The 21,215-nt window shown below is 58.9% G+C and carries 24 protein-coding genes and 1 pseudogene; 20 read left to right on the plus strand and 5 right to left on the minus strand.

What is annotated here, in order from left to right:
* Positions 1-86: 86 nt before the first annotated feature.
* Positions 87-1,373, minus strand: coding sequence for a phosphate regulon sensor histidine kinase PhoR (gene phoR, locus M5G26_RS16265; protein ID WP_263596728.1), 1,287 nt, complete (start codon positions 1,371-1,373; stop codon positions 87-89).
* Positions 1,374-1,511: 138 nt separating this feature from the next.
* The gene (gene phoB / locus M5G26_RS16270; RefSeq protein ID WP_007896474.1) at positions 1,512-2,201 is read right to left on the minus strand and encodes a phosphate regulon transcriptional regulator PhoB; all 690 of its coding nucleotides are present in this window, start codon (positions 2,199-2,201) and stop codon (positions 1,512-1,514) included.
* Positions 2,202-2,352: 151 nt separating this feature from the next.
* Between phoB and M5G26_RS16275 the strand changes: the two genes are divergently transcribed.
* Complete coding sequence (locus tag M5G26_RS16275) at positions 2,353-2,736, plus strand: COG4315 family predicted lipoprotein (RefSeq protein WP_273915949.1); 384 nt, start codon at positions 2,353-2,355, stop codon at positions 2,734-2,736.
* A gap of 11 nt (positions 2,737-2,747) precedes the next feature.
* On the opposite strand, the pseudogene M5G26_RS29545 reads toward M5G26_RS16275, so the two are convergent.
* From M5G26_RS29545 to M5G26_RS16285, 3 genes and pseudogenes are all read right to left on the minus strand, one after another.
* Positions 2,748-2,837: pseudogene (locus M5G26_RS29545) on the minus strand (metal ABC transporter ATP-binding protein); the annotation flags it as partial.
* A 12-nt stretch (positions 2,838-2,849) separates the two neighbouring features.
* Entirely contained in the window at positions 2,850-3,740 is an 891-nt protein-coding gene (gene ubiA, locus M5G26_RS16280; protein ID WP_273915950.1) for a 4-hydroxybenzoate octaprenyltransferase, read from the minus strand.
* On the minus strand, positions 3,740-4,300 hold the full coding sequence (locus tag M5G26_RS16285) for a chorismate--pyruvate lyase family protein (protein ID WP_273915951.1): 561 nt from the start codon (positions 4,298-4,300) through the stop codon (positions 3,740-3,742). The genes ubiA and M5G26_RS16285 overlap by 1 nt, the downstream gene beginning before the upstream one ends.
* Before the next feature lie 201 nt (positions 4,301-4,501).
* On the opposite strand from M5G26_RS16285, the gene M5G26_RS16290 reads away from it, so the two are divergent.
* From M5G26_RS16290 to tssH, 19 genes are all read left to right on the plus strand, one after another.
* On the plus strand, positions 4,502-4,669 hold the full coding sequence (locus M5G26_RS16290; RefSeq protein WP_003177199.1) for a rubredoxin: 168 nt from the start codon (positions 4,502-4,504) through the stop codon (positions 4,667-4,669).
* Positions 4,670-4,689: 20 nt separating this feature from the next.
* Complete coding sequence (locus tag M5G26_RS16295) at positions 4,690-5,838, plus strand: NAD(P)/FAD-dependent oxidoreductase (protein WP_273915952.1); 1,149 nt, start codon at positions 4,690-4,692, stop codon at positions 5,836-5,838.
* Positions 5,839-6,028: 190 nt separating this feature from the next.
* Positions 6,029-6,304: an HU family DNA-binding protein gene (locus M5G26_RS16300; protein WP_003213368.1), complete on the plus strand. Its 276-nt coding sequence runs from the start codon at positions 6,029-6,031 to the stop codon at positions 6,302-6,304.
* A 641-nt stretch (positions 6,305-6,945) separates the two neighbouring features.
* Complete coding sequence (tssA, locus tag M5G26_RS16305) at positions 6,946-8,508, plus strand: type VI secretion system protein TssA (RefSeq protein ID WP_273915953.1); 1,563 nt, start codon at positions 6,946-6,948, stop codon at positions 8,506-8,508.
* A gap of 32 nt (positions 8,509-8,540) precedes the next feature.
* Entirely contained in the window at positions 8,541-9,044 is a 504-nt protein-coding gene (tssB, locus tag M5G26_RS16310) for a type VI secretion system contractile sheath small subunit (protein ID WP_003229587.1), read from the plus strand.
* A gap of 25 nt (positions 9,045-9,069) precedes the next feature.
* The gene (gene tssC, locus M5G26_RS16315; protein WP_007920272.1) at positions 9,070-10,545 is read left to right on the plus strand and encodes a type VI secretion system contractile sheath large subunit; all 1,476 of its coding nucleotides are present in this window, start codon (positions 9,070-9,072) and stop codon (positions 10,543-10,545) included.
* Between the two features lie 9 nt (positions 10,546-10,554).
* A complete protein-coding gene (gene tssE / locus M5G26_RS16320) occupies positions 10,555-10,962 on the plus strand; it encodes a type VI secretion system baseplate subunit TssE (RefSeq protein WP_273915954.1) in 408 nt (135 codons plus the stop codon).
* 11 nt (positions 10,963-10,973) lie between these two features.
* Positions 10,974-11,498, plus strand: a complete 525-nt coding sequence (locus M5G26_RS16325) for a PAAR domain-containing protein (protein ID WP_134176430.1) — start codon at positions 10,974-10,976, stop codon at positions 11,496-11,498.
* Positions 11,499-11,505: 7 nt separating this feature from the next.
* Positions 11,506-12,480, plus strand: coding sequence for a DUF6402 family protein (locus M5G26_RS16330; protein WP_273915955.1), 975 nt, complete (start codon positions 11,506-11,508; stop codon positions 12,478-12,480).
* A gap of 432 nt (positions 12,481-12,912) precedes the next feature.
* Positions 12,913-13,338 (plus strand): hypothetical protein, encoded by a 426-nt coding sequence (locus M5G26_RS16335; protein WP_273915956.1) that lies wholly within the window; start codon positions 12,913-12,915, stop codon positions 13,336-13,338.
* 75 nt (positions 13,339-13,413) lie between these two features.
* Positions 13,414-13,989, plus strand: a complete 576-nt coding sequence (locus M5G26_RS16340) for a hypothetical protein (RefSeq protein ID WP_273915957.1) — start codon at positions 13,414-13,416, stop codon at positions 13,987-13,989.
* Complete coding sequence (locus M5G26_RS16345) at positions 13,980-14,330, plus strand: hypothetical protein (protein WP_134176426.1); 351 nt, start codon at positions 13,980-13,982, stop codon at positions 14,328-14,330. The genes M5G26_RS16340 and M5G26_RS16345 overlap by 10 nt, the downstream gene beginning before the upstream one ends.
* A complete protein-coding gene (locus M5G26_RS16350) occupies positions 14,327-14,710 on the plus strand; it encodes a hypothetical protein (RefSeq protein WP_134176425.1) in 384 nt (127 codons plus the stop codon). The genes M5G26_RS16345 and M5G26_RS16350 overlap by 4 nt, the downstream gene beginning before the upstream one ends.
* Positions 14,707-15,102, plus strand: coding sequence for a hypothetical protein (locus M5G26_RS16355; RefSeq protein ID WP_273915958.1), 396 nt, complete (start codon positions 14,707-14,709; stop codon positions 15,100-15,102). Before M5G26_RS16350 ends, M5G26_RS16355 begins: the two co-directional genes overlap by 4 nt.
* Positions 15,099-15,320 (plus strand): hypothetical protein, encoded by a 222-nt coding sequence (locus M5G26_RS16360; RefSeq protein ID WP_008078730.1) that lies wholly within the window; start codon positions 15,099-15,101, stop codon positions 15,318-15,320. Before M5G26_RS16355 ends, M5G26_RS16360 begins: the two co-directional genes overlap by 4 nt.
* Positions 15,317-15,760, plus strand: a complete 444-nt coding sequence (locus tag M5G26_RS16365; protein WP_134176423.1) for a hypothetical protein — start codon at positions 15,317-15,319, stop codon at positions 15,758-15,760. The genes M5G26_RS16360 and M5G26_RS16365 overlap by 4 nt, the downstream gene beginning before the upstream one ends.
* Positions 15,761-15,787: 27 nt before the next feature.
* On the plus strand, positions 15,788-17,575 hold the full coding sequence (tssF, locus tag M5G26_RS16370) for a type VI secretion system baseplate subunit TssF (protein WP_007920286.1): 1,788 nt from the start codon (positions 15,788-15,790) through the stop codon (positions 17,573-17,575).
* Positions 17,539-18,546, plus strand: coding sequence for a type VI secretion system baseplate subunit TssG (tssG, locus tag M5G26_RS16375; RefSeq protein ID WP_034152087.1), 1,008 nt, complete (start codon positions 17,539-17,541; stop codon positions 18,544-18,546). Before tssF ends, tssG begins: the two co-directional genes overlap by 37 nt.
* A gap of 11 nt (positions 18,547-18,557) precedes the next feature.
* Complete coding sequence (gene tssH / locus M5G26_RS16380; protein ID WP_273915959.1) at positions 18,558-21,215, plus strand: type VI secretion system ATPase TssH; 2,658 nt, start codon at positions 18,558-18,560, stop codon at positions 21,213-21,215.

Here is a 21,215-nt window from a genome sequence, read left to right on the forward strand (position 1 = left end):
AGAAAAGTCGCGCCTGAAAGGCAGGCACAAGTCAGCCAATGTAGCGGCTGACTTGGCGATTGCCTAGTGGCGAGTGCCGGTCGGTCTTACTCGGCGGCGCTGATCGCCCGCGCCTGAGCCACCTGAGCCGGGGCGAAATGGCAGGTGAACGTGCTGCCGTGACCGGGCACGCTGCTGATCTCCATGCGTGCGCGGTGGCGCAGCAACACGTGTTTGACGATGGCCAGGCCGAGCCCGGTGCCGCCGGTGTTGGAGTTGCGGCTGGAGTCGACGCGGTAGAAACGTTCAGTCAGGCGCGGCAGGTGTTTGCTGTCGATGCCGATCCCGGAATCCTGCACGCTCAGGTGTGCGCCCTGATCGTCGCCCCACCAGCGAATGCGGATGTTGCCCTCGGCCGGGGTGTACTTGACTGCGTTGAACACCAGATTGGAAAACGCGCTGCGCAATTCCGCCTCGCTGCCCTTGAGCAACAGGCCGGCGTCGGCTTCCAGCGTTATGCGCTGGTTTTTCGATCCGGACAATTGCTGCGCATCACTCTTGATCGATTGCAGCAGGGTGTCGATCTGCACTGGCTGGTTGTCCGACGGGTAATCGGTGGCTTCCAGTTTCGCCAGCAGCAACAAATCGTTGAGCAGGGTCTGCATGCGTCCGCCCTGTTGCTGCATCTGCTGCAGGGCGCGGCTCCAGCGCGGATTCACTTCTTCGACGTTGTCGAGCAGGGTTTCCAGATAGCCGCAGATCACTGTCAGTGGTGTGCGCAACTCGTGAGAGACGTTGGCGATGAAGTCTTTGCGCATCTGTTCCAACTGATGGATGCGCGTGACGTCGCGCACCAGCATCAGGTGTTCGTTGTTGCCATAGCGGGTCAGGTACAGCTGAATGCGCACGCGATCATTGGTCGGCGAGGGGATTTCCAGCGGCTCGGCGTAGCTGTCCTGCTCGAAGTATTCCTTGAAGCGCGGATGGCGCACCAGGTTGGTCACCGGTTGGCCACTGTCTTGCGGGGTCTTGAGACCGAGCAGGGTTTCGGCAGCACGGTTCCACCATTCCAGGTTGCCGTCGCTGTCGAGCATGATCACCGCGTCTTTCAGTGCAGCGGTGGATTCCTGAACCCGGTCGATCACCGCTTGCAGGCGTCCGCGCACACGTTGGTCGCGGCGCTGCAGGTGGTAGATGCTGTCGAACACTTCACCCCACAGGCCATAGCCATCGGGCGGTGCTTCATCGGGTTGATGCTGGCGCAGCCACTCGTGCAGCCGCAGCAATTGCTTGAGCGTCCAGCCCAGATAAATCCCCAGACCCGCCGCGAGGCTCCAGCCGTAATAGCCGGTGATCAGACCGATCACCAGGCAGGCGGTGACCAGCAGCAGCATGTGGCGAATCAGGGTGCCATGCCAGTTTTGATTCACGGAGCGTCCTTAACGCAGCTTCGAGTTTCAAGCCACAAGCTTCAAGCTAAAGCGGATCGGCTTTTACTTGCCGCTTATAGCTAGAAGCTTGCAGCTGCTTTTTTATGCCTTGGTGGAAAACCGGTAGCCGGTGCCGCGCACGGTTTGTACCAGATTTTCGTAGGCGTCGCCGAGGGCCTTGCGCAGGCGGCGGATGTGCACGTCGACGGTACGCTCTTCAACATAGACGTTGCCGCCCCAGACCTGATCCAGCAACTGGCCACGGGTGTAGGCGCGTTCCTGGTGGGTCATGAAGAATTGCAGCAAACGGTATTCGGTCGGGCCCATCTCGGCCGGTTTGCCGTCGATGGTCACGCGGTGGCTGATCGGGTCGAGCAGCAAGCCACCGACTTCGATCGGCGCTTCACCGTCGGTCGGGCCGGCGCGGCGCAGCACGGCTTTCAGGCGGGCGACCAGTTCGCGCGGGGAAAACGGTTTGGTGATGTAGTCGTCGGCGCCGACTTCCAGACCCTGGATCTTGTTGTCCTCTTCGCCCTTGGCGGTGAGCATGATGATCGGGATGTCCCCGGTCAGCTCGTCACGCTTCAGACGACGGGCCAGTTCGATACCGGAGGTGCCGGGCAGCATCCAGTCGAGCAGGATCAGGTCCGGCTTGCGGTCGACGATGATGGCGTGCGCCTGCTGCGAGTTCTCTGCCTCGAGGCAGTCATAGCCGGCCATTTCCAACGCAACGGCGATCATTTCGCGAATGGGCGCTTCGTCGTCGACGATCAGAATGCTCCTGCCAACCATGCCTTAATCCTCTTGTCATTTAACTGTCTTGCGCCGCATTAGATAACGGAATTATTGCAGTCGTGTGACAGTATTTTAGTCCGGCAGCGATTGTGCAAATCCTCAACTAAGCTCTAAGTCCGAATCCTGACAACCACAAAAGAAGGTTTCCATGACTCAAATGACTGTTTCTTTCAAAGCACTGCTGATGGCTGCCGCCCTGACTCTGCCTGGATTTGCCATGGCTGCCGAGCCAGCGATGGAGAAGGACGGCATGTACACCGATCACAAGGGCATGACCCTGTATACCTTCGCCAAGGACTCGGGCGGCAAGTCGATGTGCAACGACAAATGCGCAACCAACTGGCCGCCGTTGATGGCGACCGCGGGTGACAAGTCGATGGGTGACTGGACTGTCATCAAACGCGACGACGGCTCAATGCAATGGGCCTATCAAGGCATGCCGCTCTACACCTTCGTGATGGACAAGAAGGCCGGTGACATGACCGGTGACGGCAAAATGGACGGCGCCTGGAAAGTTGCCAAGGCCAAGTAAACGCAAATCCCCTGTGGGAGCGAGCCTGCTCGCGAAAGCGGTGTGTCAGTTAACGCAATGGTTGACTGACACGACGCCTTCGCGAGCAGGCTCGCTCCCACAGTTGTGAGTTTTCAGCGCAATGCGTAATCCAGCACGATCCCGACGAAAATCGCCAACCCGGCCCAGTGGTTGTGCAAAAACGCCTTGAAACAACGCATGCGGTCGCGATCACGGGTGTACCAGAACTCCCACGCATAACAGCCCGCAGCCGCCAGCAAGCCGAGATGGAACCATACCCCCAACTCGAATTTCGACCCCGCCAGCAACAGGCAGCCCAGCGACAGTGCCTGCAAACTCAGGATGATCACCCGATCCGCCTCACCAAACAGAATCGCCGTCGACTTCACGCCAATCTTCAAGTCGTCATCGCGGTCGGTCATCGCGTAATAGGTGTCGTAACCCACCGTCCACAGCAGATTGGCAATCCACAGCAGCCACGCCGCTGCCGGCAGCTCGCCGGTCTCGGCGGTGAACGCCATCGGCATGCCCCACGAGAACGCCGCGCCCAGCACCACTTGCGGGTAATAGGTGTAGCGCTTCATGAACGGATAAGTGAACGCCAGCGCCAAACCGCCCAGCGACAACCAAATGGTCGGTGCGTTGGTGCACAGCACCAGCAGAAAACTCACACCCATCAACAGCGCAAAGAACACCAGCGCTTCTTTCGAACTGATTCTGCCCGCAGCCAATGGCCGTTGCGCGGTGCGTTTGACGTGGCCGTCGACCTTGCGATCCGCCCAGTCGTTGATCACGCAACCGCCGGCGCGGGTCAGCACCACGCCGAGGACAAAAATCACGATATTGGCCAGCGACGGCGAGCCTTTGCCGGCAATCCACAGCGCCCACAGGGTCGGCCACAACAGCAGGTAAATGCCGATCGGCTTGTCCATCCGCGTCAACTGAATGAAATCCCAGGCACGCGGGTTCAAGCGATTCAGCGACTTGAGCAGGCTCTGATACATCAGCAGTTCTCCGGATGGGCGCGGGCGGCGTTCCACAGACTCGGCAGGAAGATTTCCGCAACCAGGACGCTCAGCGCGCCACGGTCGAAGCGCGAACGCCGGCCCCACAATTCTGGCGCTTTGGCGGCTGGCGGCAGCCATTGTTCAGGGTAGTGGCAAACTTCGAGGGCGCGGCGCTGGAACGCCTGATCGCAAAACAGCAATTCGCCCAGCGAGCGGCTGCCCAGTTCGTCCATGTGCAAGCCGTCACCCTGCAAAGCGGCGCGCGATGCGACGCTACGGGCGAACACCCAAGCCTCGCCGTGACCGCGCAAATACACCTCGCGTACCCAGCCTTCGCTGCCCTCAGCCAGATCCAGCGCCGCACATTCGTCAGCGCGCAAGGTGTCCCAGCCTTCAAACAGCGGCGTGACGCTGAAGCCGTCATTGGACAACCGGGTCAGTCGGCGGGTGAGGGAGCCTTCGTCGAACAACCAGTCGAGGGTCAACGAATCGGGGAGGGGCGTCAGTCGGCTTTGGGTCAGCCAGAGCGGGGTCGGGCAGGCATTTGAATGTTGCACAATGAGTCATTATTGGCCGCAAATGAGGCGGCGAGCTTACCATGGCGAACTGCGATATTGATTGATCCGGGTCGCCGTTGCGCCGAACAGGCTTGCATCTGCCCGGCACCATCAGTACAAAACGCCCTGAGCCGGATGGCAGCGCAACACCCATCGACCGTCCGCGCCAGCACCCAGCCTGAACCCTGAGGAAGTATCTGAATGAAAAAGTGGCAATGCATCGTCTGTGGCCTGATCTACAACGAAGCCGATGGCTGGCCGGATGACGGCATTGCGCCGGGCACCCGTTGGGAAGACGTACCGGCAGACTGGCTGTGCCCGGACTGCGGCGTCGGCAAAATGGACTTCGAAATGATCGAAATCAACTAAGCAAATCAAAGGAGTAAGGCATGAGCGCACCTGTCGTCATCATTGGCACTGGCCTTGCGGGCTACAACCTGGCCCGCGAGTTTCGCAAACTCGATAGCGAAACCCCGTTGCTGTTGATTACGGCTGATGACGGCCGCTCTTACTCCAAACCGATGCTCTCCACCGGGTTCGGCAAGAACAAGGACGCCGACGGCCTGAGCATGGCTGAACCGGGCGCGATGGCCGAGCAGTTGAAGGCCGAGGTGCGCACTCATACGCGCATCAGCGGCATCGATGCCGGCCACAAACGCCTGTGGATCGGCGAAGAAGCGGTTTATTACCGCGATCTGATCCTTGCCTGGGGCGCAGAAACCGTGCGTGTGCCTATCGAAGGCGATGGCGCGGATCTGGTGTTCCCGATCAATGATCTCGAAGACTATGCACGTTTCCGTGCGGCAGCGGCCGGTAAGCGCCGCGTCTTGCTGCTGGGCGCCGGTCTGATTGGCTGCGAATTCGCCAACGACCTGATCCTCGGCGGCTACGAAGTGCAACTGGTTGCACCCTGTGAACAAGTCATGCCGATGCTGCTGCACCCGGCGGCTGCGGCAGCCGTGCAGGCCGGGCTGGAAAGCCTCGGTGCGAAATTTCATCTCGGCCCGGTACTGACCCGATTGCAGACAGTCGCCGACGGTCTCGAAGCGCATCTGTCCGACGGCCAGGTCATCCCATGCGATGTGGTGGTCTCGGCCATTGGCCTGCGTCCGCGCATCGATCTGGCGGCGGCCGCTGGCGTACAGGTCAATCGCGGCGTCGTGGTCGACCGGCACCTGAAAACCTCCCACGCCAATATCTACGCCTTGGGCGACTGCGCCGAGGTCGACGGGCTGAATCTGTTGTACGTAATGCCCCTCATGAGCTGTGCGCGAGCACTGGCACAAACCCTCGCCGGTAACCCGACCGCCGTCAGCTACGGCCCGATGCCGATCACTGTGAAAACCCCGGTGTGTCCGCTGGTCGTATCGCCACCGCCACGGGGCAGCGAAGGCGTCTGGACGGTCGAAGGGCAGGGCGCCGACATCAAAGCCCTGTGTCACAGCGCCGACGGCCAATTGCTCGGTTATGCGCTGACCGGTGCAGCCGTGATGGAAAAACTCGCCCTGAACAAACAGCTTCCGGCCCTGCTGGCGTAAATACCGGTCGTTCTGTCGGAATCACCCCGCTTTTGCCCCTACAAAGGTCGCGGGGAGACTGGCGCCGCCGGTATCCGCGTGCCATTCTCACTCCCGTCTGCCGCAGAGTAGAGCCTGCGGCGCCTTGGGCGCTGTTCCAACGAGGACAGCACGGACATAACAACAAAAAACCGTCAAAGGGGCTTCACTAATGCGTAAACCAGAACTCGCCGCTGCAATCGCTGAAAAAGCAGATCTGACCAAAGAGCAGGCCAATCGCGTACTCAACGCCGTTCTCGAAGAAATCACCGGCGCTCTGCACCGCAAGGACAGCGTGACGCTGGTCGGCTTCGGCACCTTCCTGCAACGCCACCGCGGCGCCCGCACCGGCAAAAACCCGCAAACCGGCGAACCGGTCAAAATCAAGGCCAGCAACACCGTTGCGTTCAAGCCAGGCAAATCGTTGAAAGACAGCGTTAATCCTTAATTGCGGCGAACTCCTCGAATAACGGGGAGAACCGTGTAGAAAAATGGGCACACCGATTGCGGTCGGGTGCCCATTTTTTATGCCTGCCGTTTTATTCTGGTGTGCAGCCTTAATAAAGGCCGAGTAACTGATTGCATTTGTTGGCTATCGATCAGCCTCACAGTTAAAGCATTACTCTATATATAAAAGCCATCATATTGATGGCACTTTCTGTCTTGTTGGTTGTCTCGCTGTGATTTGTTGAAACAACACCAAAGTATTTCGGAATCATCCTACATCCGATTTTTTCAAAACCCGTCATGCTCCGCGCCAATCTCGCCAGCCCCGGCTTCCGGTGATCGACGGCAGTTGGAACGATCGCTCTAAATCAAGCTTTCCCGGTAGTTTGTAAGGGTATGCGAATATAAACAGAGCATCGGGGATTCCCTGACTGAATATAGGGAAACCTCCTACAACAAACAAAGAACAGTTCGTCTTGTTGTTTAATCAGATGCTTGCTAGTGGCCATCATAGTGATTACGATGCGCCCACTTGAAAGAGCACATCTCAATTGGATGAGTCGCTTCACCGCTCTTCGATACTGTCCCGCGCCGCGGTAACTCCAATAGGCGCCTGACTGTAATCCTTAATAAAGGCCATGGATGTCCTACTCAAGCAAACTTTCCGCCCATTACCTCGAACTCGCTAAAGTCTCTGTTTCCAAAGAGAATTTCGCGGGCGAAGACGTTCGTTTTTCGAGCGAATTCGAGGCGCTGGAAAGTGAGCTGGCCAAAGCCTCGTCGATGCATGAAAGCGGGCAGATCGACTGGCTGAAAATTCGCGAAAACAGCGAAAATCTGCTGCGTACCCAATCCAAGGATCTGCGTGTCGGCGCCTGGCTGACGTGGTCGCTGTACCAGCGCGAATCTTTCCCCGGGCTGCTGGCCGGTCTCGGTCTGCTGCACCATCTGTCGGAAAACAACTGGGCCGACGTTCATCCGCTCAAAGCCCGCACCCGTGCCGCCGCCATTGGCTGGCTGGTGCCGCGTCTCGAGCAGGTCATCACCGAAAACATTGCGATCAAAGAGCAGTTGCCGATGTTCCGGCAGCTCTCCGAGCACCTGTCCGGCCTTGAAGCCGCGTGTGCCGAGCACTTGGGCGATGATTCGCCGCTGTTGCTGCCGATCTCCCGTCGCCTGAAAACCATGATCCAGCGCGCGGCCGACAACCAGCCGGCCCCCGGTGTGGTGGGCGCGGCGGTGGCGCAGGTCAAGCAGGCCGCCAGCCAGTTGCTCACCCCCGGCGCGCCGATCGACAACGAGCGCGAGGCGCACAAAGCCCTGCGTGCCCAGCAGGAAAGCGCCCGTCCATTGTGCGCCTGGTGGCTCAAGCAGAAAGCCACCGACCTGCGCGCCCTGCGCCTGAACCGCACGCTGCTGTGGATGACCATCGACGCGGTGCCTGAGCGCAACGCCGAGCAAATCACCGTGTTGCGCGGCCTGCCGCTGGAAAAGCTCAAGCTCTACCAGGACCGTTTCGATCAGGGCAAATACGCCGACCTGCTGGTGGAACTGGAGGCGAGCCTGGCGAAGGCGCCGTTCTGGTTCGATGGCCAGAGGATGGTCTGGGAATGTCTCCAGAACCTCAACGCCGAGTTGGCAATGCGCGAAGTGGAAATCCACTTCGCGCTTTTGGTTCAACGGCTGCCCGGTATTGTCGAGTTGCGTTTCCATGACGGCGCGCCGTTTGCCGATCCGTCCACCCGGGCGTGGATCGCCGCCAACGTCATGCCGCACCTGCAAAGCGCCAGCGCGCCGCGTAAGGTCGAAAGCGAAAACGTCGAAACCCAGCCGGCTTGGGAAAAGGCCCTCGAAGAAGTTCTGCCGCTGCTGCGCAAGGAAGGCCTGAAGCCTGCCGTGCAGACGCTCAAGCAAGGCTTGCAGTCGGCCCACGGCGGTCGCGAACGCTTCTTCTGGCAGTTCGCCCTCGCGCGACTGTGCTTCATGGCCAAGAAATACGAACTGGCCAAGAACCAGCTGGAAACCCTCGATCAGACATTACAGGACTCAGGCCTGCACGCCTGGGAGCCCGATCTTGCATTGGAAGTGCTGCATCTACTGCATAGCTGCTGCGAGTTGTTGCCGCAGAACCATGCCGTACGTGAACGCAAGGAAGAGATTTATCGCAGGCTGTGCCACCTCGACCTCGAAGTGGTACTCGAATAGGCCCCAGGGCCACAACCGCAAGGAGAAAAGCCATGGCCAAAGAAGGCTCGGTAGCCCCCAAGGAACGCATCAACGTCACCTTCAAACCCGCCACCGGCGGTGCTCAGGAAGAGATTGAACTGCCGCTGAAGCTGCTGGCAATCGGTGACTACACCCACCGCAAGGACGATCGCAAAATCGAAGATCGCAAGCCGATCAGCATCGACAAGATGACCTTCGACGAAGTGTTGGCCAAGCAAGAACTGGGTCTGACGCTGAGCGTGCCGAACCGTCTGCAGGAAGATGGCGAGGCCGACGAGCTGGCTGTGCAACTGCGCGTCAATTCGATGAAGGACTTCAACCCGGCCAGCCTGGTCGAGCAAGTGCCTGAGCTGAAAAAACTGATGGAACTGCGCGATGCGCTGGTGGCCCTCAAAGGCCCGCTGGGTAACGCACCTGCGTTCCGTAAAGCGATCGAAGGCGTGCTCGCCGACGACGAATCCCGCGGTCGCGTACTCGGTGAGCTGGGCCTGAACGCCGCAGCCCCGGACGCCTGAGACTCCAGCCAAGGAAGCCAACACAATGAGCACTAGCGCAGCACAAGAGAAGAGCGCCGGCAACGGCGAGTACAGCATTCTCGACAGCATCATCGCCGAAACCCGTCTGACTCCGGACGACGAAGCCTACGACATCGCCAAGCGCGGTGTGTCGGCGTTCATCGAAGAACTGCTCAAGCCGCAGAACAACGGTGAGCCGGTCAAGAAGGCCATGGTTGACCGCATGATCGCCGAGATCGATGCCAAGCTCAGCCGTCAGATGGACGAAATCCTGCACCACCCGGACTTCCAGGCGCTGGAATCGTCGTGGCGTGGTCTGCAGTTGCTGGTCGATCGCACCAACTTCCGCGAAAACATCAAGATCGAAATCCTCAACGTCTCCAAAGAAGACCTGCTGGACGATTTCGAAGATTCGCCGGAAGTCATGCAGTCGGGCCTGTACAAGCACATCTACACCGCTGAATACGGCCAGTTCGGTGGTCAGCCTGTGGGCGCGATCATCGCTAACTACTACATGTCGCCAAGTTCGCCAGACGTGAAGCTGATGCAGTACGTGGCCAGCGTTTCGTGCATGTCCCACGCGCCGTTCATCGCTGCTGCCGGCCCGAAATTCTTCGGTCTGGAAAGCTTCACTGGCCTGCCGGATCTGAAAGATCTGAAAGACCACTTCGAAGGCCCGCAATTCGCCAAATGGCAGAGCTTCCGTACTTCGGAAGACTCCCGCTATGTTGGCCTGACCGTGCCGCGTTTCCTGCTGCGTAACCCGTACGATCCGGAAGAAAACCCGGTCAAATCGTTCGTGTACAAGGAAACCGTTGCCAACAGCCACGAGCACTACCTGTGGGGCAACACTGCTTACGCGTTCGGCACCAAGCTGACCGACAGCTTCGCCAAATTCCGCTGGTGCCCGAACATCATCGGCCCGCAGAGCGGTGGCGCGGTTGAAGACCTGCCGTTGCACCATTTCGAAAGCATGGGCGAAATCGAAACCAAGATTCCTACCGAGGTTCTGGTTTCCGACCGTCGTGAATACGAACTGGCCGAGGAAGGCTTCATCTCCCTGACTATGCGTAAAGGCTCCGACAACGCGGCGTTCTTCTCCGCAAGCTCGGTGCAGAAGCCGAAGTTCTTCGGCATCAGCGCAGAAGGCAAGGCGGCAGAGCTGAACTACAAGCTCGGCACCCAACTGCCGTACATGATGATCGTCAACCGCCTGGCTCACTACTTGAAAGTGCTGCAGCGCGAGCAACTCGGTTCGTGGAAAGAGCGTACCGATCTCGAGCTGGAACTGAACAAGTGGATCCGTCAGTACGTTGCCGACCAGGAAAACCCGAGCGCCGAAGTCCGTGGCCGTCGTCCGCTGCGCGCTGCGCAAGTGATCGTCAGCGACGTTGAAGGCGAGCCGGGCTGGTACCGCGTGAGCTTGAACGTGCGTCCGCACTTCAAGTACATGGGTGCCGATTTCACCCTGTCGCTGGTTGGCAAGCTGGACAAAGAGTAAGAGCGACTCATGGACGGATACGGCAGCCTGTTCGAACGCCTCAACGGCGAAGCGCAACTACGCAAGGGCAACAGCCTTGAGGCTTGTGCCATGGCGTCAGTGGCTGCCCATCTGGCCAAAATGCTCAGCACCCGGGCCGGCAGCGTGCAAACGCTGGCCGACTACGGGTTGCCCGATCTCAATGACATGCGCCTGAGCCTGCACGACTCCCTGAGTCAGGCCCGTCTGGCCATCGAAAACTTCATCGAAGCCTACGAGCCGCGCCTGAGCAATGTGCGTGTCATTTCCCTGCCGCGTGACCACGATCAGCTTCGCCTGGCCTTCAGCATCGAAGGCCTGCTGGAAGTTGAAGGGTTCAAGCGTCAGGTCAGTTTTTCCGCGCGCCTGGATGGCAGCGGACAAGTGAAGGTCACCTAAGGAGATCCCCGATGTCTGGCAAACCAGCAGCACGCGTATCCGACCCCACCGCTTGCCCACTTCCTGGCCACGGTACAAACCCGATCGCCGCCGGTTCCGGCGACGTGTTCTTCGACGGCCTCGCGGCCGCCCGTGAAGGTGATGCCTCTGCGTGTGGTGGTGCGATGGTCGGCGGTTTGGCCACAACGGTGAAAATCAACGGCAAGTCTGCTGTCACTGTTGATTCCGTGGGCTCCCACGGCAACAAGGTTACGGCTGGGTCTTCGACGGTGATTATCGGGAATTCGCATTCGCCCGCGCCGTTTGTGCCGCCGTTGCCGGTGGAGATTCAGTGGCCGTTCACCCAGCACTATGTTGTGCAAGACACTAAGACGGGGGCGCCCGTAGTGGGGCGCGCCTATACCCTTAGAACTCAATCAGGAAAAGAAATAACCGGCGTTACTGATGCATCGGGGAAAACCGCAGTGATCGGCTCGGCCATTGCCGAAAGTGTCGAGCTGTTGTTCGATGATGAAATCTCCGTGTCAATTTCCTGAGGTATTTATGACAAATCCTTCAGCAGAACTGTTGACTCAAGCGAAAGACAAAGAAGGCAAAAAGGCATCGGCCAAAACTTTCCCGATATCATCTATTCCTGATGTCATGAATAGAATGGGATGGAAAGTTGCGGCACGTGTGATGCGCCAGTGGTTTGACGGCGAGGCTTTCGAGCTGTCTCAGCAACACAAGCAAGGTAAACTACCTGCCAGCACACTCGATAAAAAAAATCTCATCACGGATATTCCGTTTGACTGGTTGTTCACGGCATCGGATCGCGTAAAACCAAAAGTTGATCAGTTTTTAAGTGAATTGGCGGCATCGACTGAGTTTAATAGTAGCGTTGGGAAGTCCAAGGGCTTGCTTGATCAACTATCGAATGGCTTGGTCGTCATGATGACGCGGCTTAGACGCCTTGGGCTACTGGACGTTAAAGCTGGGAAACTAAAAGATGCATTTTGCGACTTCGGTGATAAGACAGCGATAGAACTAGAGGAATTGTCCCAATTCAATTTGATTCGTGTCGGTTCCACGACTCAAGAAAAAGCACTCGATGCATTGGATGACGTCTACGGTGCGTTTGGGAATTTTTTGGTAAAGGTGGCCGCCACCAGGTTCAGAACTATTGTCGATGACAATGGGTTTCAAGCGATCGAAATCATGGAGCTAGGTTTTTATGGAAGAGATACCTACGACTTTCTGAATGATGACGGTGATCAGCTGTTAGGTTATTGGGCTGATGAGGGTGTCCTGCGTCCAAACGTTTACGACTACTTTGTAGGAAAGCCTGCGGTGATCAAAAACGAAGGTGTCGATTATTGCCGGATCACCAACGACCACTTCAATGAGTTTCGCAACAAGTATAAAAAAGGCGGGGACATGATCAGTTTTACAACGGTTAAGTTGTATGAGACGTCGTTTATTGTGCATTTGGGGCCTCTTGATTTTGAAGAGTACAAATTTCGCTCGGGGTCAATGTGATCGTGAGTAAGAAATCATTGTCGTTATGGGTGCTGCTTGCATTGTTTGGGGGAGTGATAGCTGCTTGGCTCTATCTGAAAACTGAAGCTGCCGCTCTGGCGAAACTTTATTCCACGACATGGAATGAGCCAGAAACTTGTTATATCAACTCATATATTCCCCAATATTCGAAGTTGGGTACCCCGGGTGCAATCGCAAAGATCTTCACAAGCGAAGCCTTCTTCAGGGTTTACAGTAAGGATGGAAAACTTTTGAGGTCGTCGGAATGGCTACTTTGGAAGAATGAATTTACGACGGACGAGCAATCTCGATGGGTGGGTGGTCGCGCAATTTACCCGACTGTATCAGGTTATGACGGCTGGATTATTCCAGAGTGCCGATAGCGAGATCTCAGTTATGCAGGGGTACTTGGGTCGGGGATATGAAACCAGCATGAACACCTACGTCCGCGTTGCCATGTGCCTGGTTTTCCACGTCGCAGGATGTGTTGCATACACGTTCCTGAACGACGCTGTGGTCGATGCCTATAAAGCCTTCAATGGCGGCTTTACCACGCGTGGCGTGGGCATCGGTATCGCGCATTACACGTTCATTTATATTTTTTTCGGGGTGAATGTATTGGCCGCCGTTCTCCCCAGCCTGTGGGCCAAGCTCGGTTTGCTCGCGCTGATGGTTACCTGGATTTTGTTCATGATGGTGCCCCACAACCCGTTGCGTGCGCTGTTCTACACCGTGGCCCAAGGTGGCGTCACGTTGCTGGCGATTTTGCTCACGCAGGTCATTGAACTGCGTTGGCAAAACCGCTTGCTGACGCGGCGCACGTTGCCTGCCAGTCCTGTGCAGGAGGGGGTGGCATGACCCGATCCGGTCGCCTCGCACACCTTCAGCAAACGCAGATTCTGCGTGCCGATAAAGCCATGGCCGGGGTTGCGCATGAATAGCCGTCGAGTCATCGGTACGGCCGTGCATGCGTTGGCCTGCGTGATTTATATCCTCATGAACGGCTATGCCGTGGCTGCCTACAAACAGCTGGTCGGCGGGCTGACTTCGCGCGGCGTCGCCATCGGCATGGCGATGTACCTGATTTTCTACTTTTTCGTTGCTGTGAATTTGATTCTGGTCTTCATCCGGCGCCAGGCCCTCCAGTTTGGCCTGGTGATTTTCATGATGCTGGCGATTTTGTTTTACATGCTGCCGCAGTATCCCGTCCGCGGCCTGGCGTATTGCGCACTCACGGGTGGCCTGACGATTGCCGCCATTTTGCTGACCGGTGCCATCGACAAGGCCTACGCGCGCTTGCGCGGGCAGGCGCAGGTGAAATCGCCAGCGATCCACAGCCGTCGGGCAACGCCGCTTCTGCTGCTGATCACGGCGTTGATCGGCGTGTGCGTATGCACCGTTTTGCTGGCGCTGGGGATTTACGCGAATGCCACAAAGGCCAATGATTCGGCCGTGTTGTATCGCGACACTCAAGGTCACGACGACGGCGGGGTACAGCAATGCGCCTGATGACCCGTTTGAACATGTTGCTCGCCTTCGCCAAGCGCCGACTTTTTCTCGGGCTGACGGCGCTGCTATTGGCGCTGGCGATGTTTGCCACTCCGTTGGTTTCCAACGCCGTGATGTTGCTGATGGAGCGGAGCAACTTCATCCCGGCGCAGTCGTCGATCTGGACCTTTGAACCTTACGAAATCAACCAAGGTTCCTCGTCTTACTGGCTCTACGGTGAGGATCGGGTAAATTACTACTCCTTCACCTACACCCCTGAAACCGCTTACCGCCTGATCGCCAAAAACAATCAGTGTGCGGGCTTCGACAAGCGCGACGTGCGCACATGGTGCACACCATGATCGCGTGGCTGCGGGTATGGAAATGGCTCAATCATCTGCTGAGCCTGATCGGTGCGTTGGCCGTCATCGCCGCCGTGATGTTCTGGGTCGGGTCGAGTCGTGATAATGCGAAGCCGGTATTGCCCGCGTACCCCGATGCGGTATGGCGCGGTGCGGAGGACGGTGGCTACTTCATCGAGATCACCCGCTCGACACCGCCGGACTATTTCGTCCAGGTGCGTGCAGAGGGCGGCAATCTGGTCACCGAAGGCTGGACGCGCTTCGCTACCCCTGACGGCAAGCCGTTGACGATGAATCGTGTCGGCGGTGCGGACAGCGAATACCTCTTCATCGATTCGTACGTGCCGATTACCCCGAGCAAAGGAGGGCTCGTCCAATGAAGTTTCTCGCTTGCATGATGTCGCTGGCGGCCCTGGCCGGCCTGTTGTTGACGGGCTGCACGACGCAGCTGGTTTATATGAACGACATTTATCTGGTCAACAGCTGCGGCGTACCGCTGCAAGTGCAATCACAGAATTCGACCAACTGGCTGCCGCCGATCGAGCCGCAAATGGTTGCACCGGGCGAGCGCGTCAGCGTGGCCAGCTACCGGTCGTACGGTGAAGACGGCGATGGGCAAGTCAGCTCCCGCTATTCGCTCAGCATCAAAGGGCCTGAGCGCACGCGTCTGGTCACTGCCGATGAAATGCGCCAGGCCTTGCACTCCGTCAAACGTGAGAGCGATGGCTTGCAGCGCAGCTGGACCCTCAAGGACGGAGTGTTTTGCCCATGATTGCTGTGTCTGACGAGATGCGCATGTACCTGGCCTTCATCGCCGACAGCGATCTGTTCGGCGGCATCGCGATCTTGAGTTTTCTGCTGATTGTCACGGCGATCAGCAAGCGCCTGCGTCAGTCATGGCTGCATCGGGCGTTGATGTTCATGGTCCTGATTTCGCTGGTTGCCATCGAAATTAGCGGCGGTTACTACGCCTCGTTGCCTCCAGCATGACGGCGCCACAGAACGTGCTCAGTCGCGCGCAATTGGGTTTTTTCATGGGGGCCTTGTGGTGGCCAACGTTGGCAGTGCTGGCGATTTCTTCCTATGACCTGTGGACTGGCGCTTATTCGACGCACGACTCAGCCCTGACCTATTGGCAGTACCCTTTGTGGTGGGGCATTCCCGGGCTGTTGGGGTTTTCGCTGTGGATGTCGCGTGGCGCCAAGCGTCGAACCGAGCAACAAGCAGTGCGGATGGTTTGGATGGCACCTTTGAAATTCGTGCTTTTTTACGGCGTGCCATGGGTGATTTATGGCCTGTGCAGTCTGATCGCCGGGCCGTTTTCGGATGCTTACATGTCCTTCGCCTGGATCATGCTTATACCGTACGTGCTAATCGCCGGTTATTTCTGCGCCGGCGTAACGGTCGCGCTCTACAGGATATTTTTTTGATGAGTTCCACTACCAGGCAGGTAACCCGTGTCCTTTAACCACTACTACCAAAGCGAACTCACCGCACTGCGCCAACTCGGTCGCCGTTTCGCCGAGCGTAGTCCGGCGTTGGCGCCGTATCTGGGCCAGGCCGGGCGGGATCCGGACGTGGAGCGGTTGCTCGAAGGCTTTGCGTTTCTGACTGGGCGTCTGCGCCAGAAGCTCGATGACGAGCTGCCGGAACTCAGCCATTCGTTGATGCAATTGCTGTGGCCGAACTACATGCGCCCGCTGCCGGCGTTCAGTATTTTGCAGTTCGACCCGCTCAAGCGATCCGGGCCGGCGTTGCGCGTCGAGCGTGATACGCCGATTGAAAGCAAACCGATCGAAGACGTGCGCTGCCGCTTCCGCACCTGCTACCCGACCGACGTGTTGCCACTGGATCTGGCCGCGCTGAACTACTCGGTGAAGGGCGACGGTTCGCTGCTCAGCCTGCGTCTGGAAATGAGCGCTGACGGCCACCTCGGTGAGCTGGAACTGAGCAAACTGCGTCTGCACTTTGCCGGTGAGCGCTATATCAGCCAGATGCTCTACCTGAGCCTGCTGCGCAACCTCGAAGGCATCGAACTGATCCCGCTCGACGGTGCCGGCAAACCCATCGACGGCGTCAGCGGCAAGCCGATGGCGTTCAAGATTCCCGGTGATCGGGTCAAACCGGTGGGCTTTGCCGAAGAAGAAGCGTTGATCCCGTATCCGCTGAACACTTTCCGTGGCTATCGCTACCTGCAGGAATACTTCGCCTTCCAGGACAAATTCCTGTTCGTCGACGTCAACGGTCTGGACATCATCAACGCGCTGCCGGAAGACACCCTCAAGCAGATGCGCGGCCTCGAATTGCGCTTCGATATTCGCAAGAGCGGCATCATGCGCATGCGGCCGACCCTGGATAACGTGAAGCTGTTCTGCACGCCGATTGCCAACCTGTTCGCCCACGACGCGCTGCCGATCCGCCTCGACGGCAAGCAGGACGAATACCTGCTGCTGCCAGCGGAATACGATCTGGAAAACTGCGGTGTGTTTTCGGTCGAAACCGTCACCGGCTGGAAGCCCGGCGGCCTCGGTTATCAGGAATACGTGCCGTTCGAATCCTTCGAGCACGACCCGAGTTTCGACGTGCCCAACAGCCGTCCGCATTACAGCATCCGCCAGCGCTCGTCCTTGCTGCACGACGGCCTCGACACTTACCTGAGCTTCGGCATCCGCCATACCGAAGCCCATGAAACCCTGTCGATCGAGCTGATCTGCACCAACCAGAACCTGCCGCGCAAGCTCAAGCTCGGCGACATCTGCATGGCCTGCGAAGAGACGCCGGAGTTCCTCAGTTTCCGCAACATCACCCCGGCGACTTCCAGTTTCGCGCCACCGCTGAACCGTGACTTCCTGTGGAAGCTCATCAGCAACATGTCGCTTAACTATCTGTCGCTGGCCGACGTCAATGCGTTGAAGGTGATTCTCGAAACCTACGACCTGCCGCGCTACTACGACCAGCACGCGGAGAAGGTCAGCAAACGCCTGCTCGGCGGCCTCAAGCACATCAAGCATCACCACGTTGACCGCTTGCACCGTGGGCTGCCGGTGCGTGGTTTGCGCACCGAGCTGACCATCGACCCGGAAGGGTACATCGGCGAAGGCGACCTGTTCGTTTTCGCTTCGGTTCTTAACGAGTTTTTCGCGCTTTACGCCAGTCTCAATTCATTCCATGAACTGCGCGTAAAAAGCACACAGGGAGAGGTGTACCAATGGACACCACGTATGGGCCTGCAGCCCCTGCTTTAAGCGGGCTGACCAAGGTAATACGCGAGTACTCGCTGTTTCAGGCCGTGCTGCTGGTGATCGACCGGCTGCGCGAGGCACACCCGTACCTGAGCGAAGACGATCTGTACGACCACGTGGAGTTTCAGGCCAACCCGAGCCTGGGCTTTCCGCGCAGCGACGTTGATCGCGTGGAGTTTTTCGAAGAACACGGGCAGATGCGCGCGCGCATGCGTTTCAACCTGATCGGCCTGGTCGGCTCGGGTTCGCCTTTGCCGGCGTTCTACGGCGAACAAGCCTTGGGCGACAGCGAGGACGGCAACCCGACACGCAACTTCCTCGACCTGTTCCACCATCGCCTGCAACGGCTGATGCTGCCGATCTGGCGCAAGTATCGCTACCGCGCAAGCTTCCAGAGTGGCGCGATTGACCCGTTCTCCTCGCAGCTGTTCGCCCTGATCGGTCTGGGTGGCGAAGAGATCCGCAAGGCCAAGGAACTCAACTGGAAACGTCTGCTGCCGTACCTCGGTCTGCTCAGCTTGCGGGCGCACTCGGCGGCGTTGATCGAAGCCGTGCTGCGTTACTACTTCAAGCACGAAGACCTGGTCATCGAGCAGTGCATCGAGCGCCGCGTAGAAATTCTCGAAGAGCAGCGCAATCGTTTGGGCCGCGCCAACAGCCTGCTCGGTGAAGACCTGGTGCTCGGCGAGCATGTGCGCGACCGCAGCGGCAAATTCCGCATTCACATCACCGAGCTCGACTGGCAGCGATTCCATGAATTCCTGCCGATCGGTTTCGGTTACCAGCCGCTCTGCGCGCTGGTGCGGTTCACCCTGCGTGACCCGCTCGATTACGACATCCGCCTGGTCTTGCGCCAGGAAGAAATCCGCGAACTGCGCATCGGTGAGCAGAACGCCTGTCGCCTCGGTTGGACCAGTTGGCTGGGCCGCGAGAAAGCGGACGGCGTGGTGACCCTGGGCAGCAAAATTCATTAAGGACGTGAGCCATGATCAACGTAGACCTGCAACAACTCATCCAGGCGCTGGACGCCGAAACCCGTCGTGATCTGGAACGTTCTGCCGAGCGTTGCGTGGCCCGTGGTGGCAGCAAGATCCTCGTCGAAGATTTGATGCTCGGCCTGCTCGAGCGTCCGAACGGTTTGCTGTCGCGCGCACTGCAGGATGCCGACGTCGACGCCGGTGAGCTCAGCGCCGCGCTGCAATCGCGCGTCGAACACAGCGCTTCGCGTAATCCGGTGTTCGCCCCGGAACTGGTGCAGTGGCTGCAAGACGCGCTGCTGGTGGCCAACCTCGAACTGGGCCAGACCCAAGTTGAAGATGCGGCACTGATTCTCGCCCTGCTGCGCAATCCGATGCGCTATGCCGGCAGCCGTTATCAGCCGCTGCTCGCCAAGCTGAACATCGACCGCCTGAAGGAATTTGCCCTGTCGCAACAGGAGCAACCGGCGGCCAACGGCAAACCAGTGGCACAGGGCGAATCGCTGTTGCAGCGTTTCACCCACAACCTGACCCAACAGGCCCGCGACGGCAAACTCGATCCGGTGCTGTGCCGTGACGGCGCGATCCGGCAGATGGTCGACATCCTCGCCCGTCGCCGCAAAAACAATCCGATCGTTGTCGGTGAAGCCGGTGTTGGCAAGACCGCCATCGTCGAAGGCCTGGCTTCGCGCATCGCCGCCGGTGAAGTGCCGCAAGTGCTCAAAGGCGTTGAGCTGCTGTCGCTGGACATGGGCTTGCTGCAGGCTGGCGCCAGCGTCAAAGGTGAGTTCGAACGTCGCCTCAAAGGCGTGATCGACGAAGTCAAAGCCTCGCCAAAGCCGATCATTCTGTTCATCGACGAAGCTCACACCCTGATCGGCGCGGGCGGCAACGCGGGCGGTTCCGACGCGGCCAACCTGCTGAAGCCAGCGCTGGCCCGTGGCGAACTGCGCACCATCGCTGCGACCACGTGGGCCGAGTACAAGAAATACTTCGAGAAAGACCCGGCGCTGGCCCGTCGTTTCCAACCGGTGCAACTGCACGAACCGACCGTCAGTGAAGCGGTGACCATCCTCCGTGGTCTGGCCCAGGTTTACGAGAAGAGCCACGGCATCTATCTGCGTGATGACGCGGTGGTCTCGGCGGCGGAATTGTCCGCACGTTATCTGGCCGGTCGGCAACTGCCGGACAAAGCCGTCGATGTGCTCGACACCGCTTGCGCCCGCGTACGCATCAGCCTCGCCGCCGCCCCGGAAAGTCTTGAGCGCCTGCGTGGCGAACTGGCTGAAGGTGGCCGTCAGCGCCAAGCCCTGCGCCGCGATGCCGAAGCCGGTCTGCTGATCGACCACGAAGCGCTGGAGGCACTGGAAGCACGTCTCGACGAAGCCGAAGACGAAATGGTCGCGCTGGAAACCCTGTGGACTGAACAGAAACAACTGGCCGAGCGCCTGCTGGAACTGCGTCAGCAACTGGCCAAGGCTCGTGAAGCGGCAGCCGTTGAGCCAGTGGTGACCGTTGAAGAAGACGCCGAAGGCACTGTTATCGAAACCGTTGCCGCCGAAGTCGAAGAAGGCCAAAGCGTCGAAGCGCTGGAAGCCCAGCTCAACGAAACCCACAGCGCCCTGACCGCCGCCCAAGTCAAAGAGCGTCTGGTCAGTTTCGAAGTGTGCCCGCGTCTGGTTGCCGAAGTGATCAGCGCCTGGACCGGCGTGCCATTGGCGCAACTGGCCCGCGAACACAACGCCAAAGTCGCCAGCTTTGCCACCGACCTGCGCACGCGCATCCGTGGTCAGGAACAAGCCGTGCACGCACTGGATCGCTCGATGCGCGCCACCGCTGCCGGTCTGAACAAGCCTGACGCGCCGGTCGGTGTGTTCCTGCTGGTCGGCCCGAGCGGCGTTGGTAAAACCGAAACCGCGCTGGCCCTGGCTGACTTGCTGTACGGCGGTGATCGTTTCATCACCACCATCAACATGTCCGAGTTCCAGGAGAAGCACACCGTCTCCCGTCTGATCGGCGCACCACCAGGCTACGTCGGTTACGGCGAGGGCGGCATGCTCACCGAAGCCGTACGCCAGAAACCGTACTCGGTGGTGTTGCTCGATGAAGTCGAAAAGGCTGACCCGGACGTGCTCAACCTGTTCTACCAAATCTTCGACAAAGGCGTGGCCAACGACGGCGAGGGTCGTGAGATTGACTTCCGCAATACGTTGATCCTGATGACCTCGAACCTCGGTAGCGACAAGATCAGCGACCTCTGCGAAAACGGCGCACGCCCGACCGCTGAAGTCCTCGAAGAAACCATTCGCCCGGTGCTGAGCAAACACTTCAAACCGGCGCTGCTGGCGCGGATGAAAGTGGTGCCGTACTACCCGGTCGGCGGCCCGGTGCTGCGCGAGCTGATCGAGATCAAACTCGGTCGTCTCGGCGAGCGCCTCAATCGTCGTCAACTGGACTTCAGCTGGTGCCAGAACCTCGTCGATCACCTGTCCGAGCGTTGCACGCAAAGCGACAGCGGCGCGCGCCTGATCGACCATCTGCTCGATCAGCACGTGCTGCCGCTGGTGGCGGATCGTCTGCTCGACGCCATGGCCACCGGTGAAAGCCTCAAGCGCGTGCACGCCACGATCGACGGCGATGCCAGCGTGACCTGCGAGTTCGCCTGA

It is taken from the genome of Pseudomonas sp. TNT2022 ID642 (assembly GCF_028656995.1).
GTDB lineage: Bacteria > Pseudomonadota > Gammaproteobacteria > Pseudomonadales > Pseudomonadaceae > Aquipseudomonas.

What these genes read in the sequence shown, in the direction of transcription:
- phoR (WP_263596728.1), bottom strand. Translation starts at nt 1,373, where the DNA reads ATGCTGCTGCTGGTCACCGCCTGCCTGGTGATCGGTCTGATCACCGGC.
- phoB (WP_007896474.1), bottom strand. Translation starts at nt 2,201, where the DNA reads ATGGTTGGCAGGAGCATTCTGATCGTCGACGACGAAGCGCCCATTCGC.
- M5G26_RS16275 (WP_273915949.1), top strand. Translation starts at nt 2,353, where the DNA reads ATGACTCAAATGACTGTTTCTTTCAAAGCACTGCTGATGGCTGCCGCC.
- ubiA (WP_273915950.1), bottom strand. Translation starts at nt 3,740, where the DNA reads ATGTATCAGAGCCTGCTCAAGTCGCTGAATCGCTTGAACCCGCGTGCC.
- M5G26_RS16290 (WP_003177199.1), top strand. Translation starts at nt 4,502, where the DNA reads ATGAAAAAGTGGCAATGCATCGTCTGTGGCCTGATCTACAACGAAGCC.
- M5G26_RS16295 (WP_273915952.1), top strand. Translation starts at nt 4,690, where the DNA reads ATGAGCGCACCTGTCGTCATCATTGGCACTGGCCTTGCGGGCTACAAC.
- M5G26_RS16300 (WP_003213368.1), top strand. Translation starts at nt 6,029, where the DNA reads ATGCGTAAACCAGAACTCGCCGCTGCAATCGCTGAAAAAGCAGATCTG.
- tssA (WP_273915953.1), top strand. Translation starts at nt 6,946, where the DNA reads ATGTCCTACTCAAGCAAACTTTCCGCCCATTACCTCGAACTCGCTAAA.
- tssB (WP_003229587.1), top strand. Translation starts at nt 8,541, where the DNA reads ATGGCCAAAGAAGGCTCGGTAGCCCCCAAGGAACGCATCAACGTCACC.
- tssC (WP_007920272.1), top strand. Translation starts at nt 9,070, where the DNA reads ATGAGCACTAGCGCAGCACAAGAGAAGAGCGCCGGCAACGGCGAGTAC.
- tssE (WP_273915954.1), top strand. Translation starts at nt 10,555, where the DNA reads ATGGACGGATACGGCAGCCTGTTCGAACGCCTCAACGGCGAAGCGCAA.
- M5G26_RS16325 (WP_134176430.1), top strand. Translation starts at nt 10,974, where the DNA reads ATGTCTGGCAAACCAGCAGCACGCGTATCCGACCCCACCGCTTGCCCA.
- M5G26_RS16330 (WP_273915955.1), top strand. Translation starts at nt 11,506, where the DNA reads ATGACAAATCCTTCAGCAGAACTGTTGACTCAAGCGAAAGACAAAGAA.
- M5G26_RS16335 (WP_273915956.1), top strand. Translation starts at nt 12,913, where the DNA reads ATGAACACCTACGTCCGCGTTGCCATGTGCCTGGTTTTCCACGTCGCA.
- M5G26_RS16340 (WP_273915957.1), top strand. Translation starts at nt 13,414, where the DNA reads ATGAATAGCCGTCGAGTCATCGGTACGGCCGTGCATGCGTTGGCCTGC.
- M5G26_RS16345 (WP_134176426.1), top strand. Translation starts at nt 13,980, where the DNA reads ATGCGCCTGATGACCCGTTTGAACATGTTGCTCGCCTTCGCCAAGCGC.
- M5G26_RS16350 (WP_134176425.1), top strand. Translation starts at nt 14,327, where the DNA reads ATGATCGCGTGGCTGCGGGTATGGAAATGGCTCAATCATCTGCTGAGC.
- M5G26_RS16355 (WP_273915958.1), top strand. Translation starts at nt 14,707, where the DNA reads ATGAAGTTTCTCGCTTGCATGATGTCGCTGGCGGCCCTGGCCGGCCTG.
- M5G26_RS16360 (WP_008078730.1), top strand. Translation starts at nt 15,099, where the DNA reads ATGATTGCTGTGTCTGACGAGATGCGCATGTACCTGGCCTTCATCGCC.
- M5G26_RS16365 (WP_134176423.1), top strand. Translation starts at nt 15,317, where the DNA reads ATGACGGCGCCACAGAACGTGCTCAGTCGCGCGCAATTGGGTTTTTTC.
- tssG (WP_034152087.1), top strand. Translation starts at nt 17,539, where the DNA reads ATGGACACCACGTATGGGCCTGCAGCCCCTGCTTTAAGCGGGCTGACC.
- tssH (WP_273915959.1), top strand. Translation starts at nt 18,558, where the DNA reads ATGATCAACGTAGACCTGCAACAACTCATCCAGGCGCTGGACGCCGAA.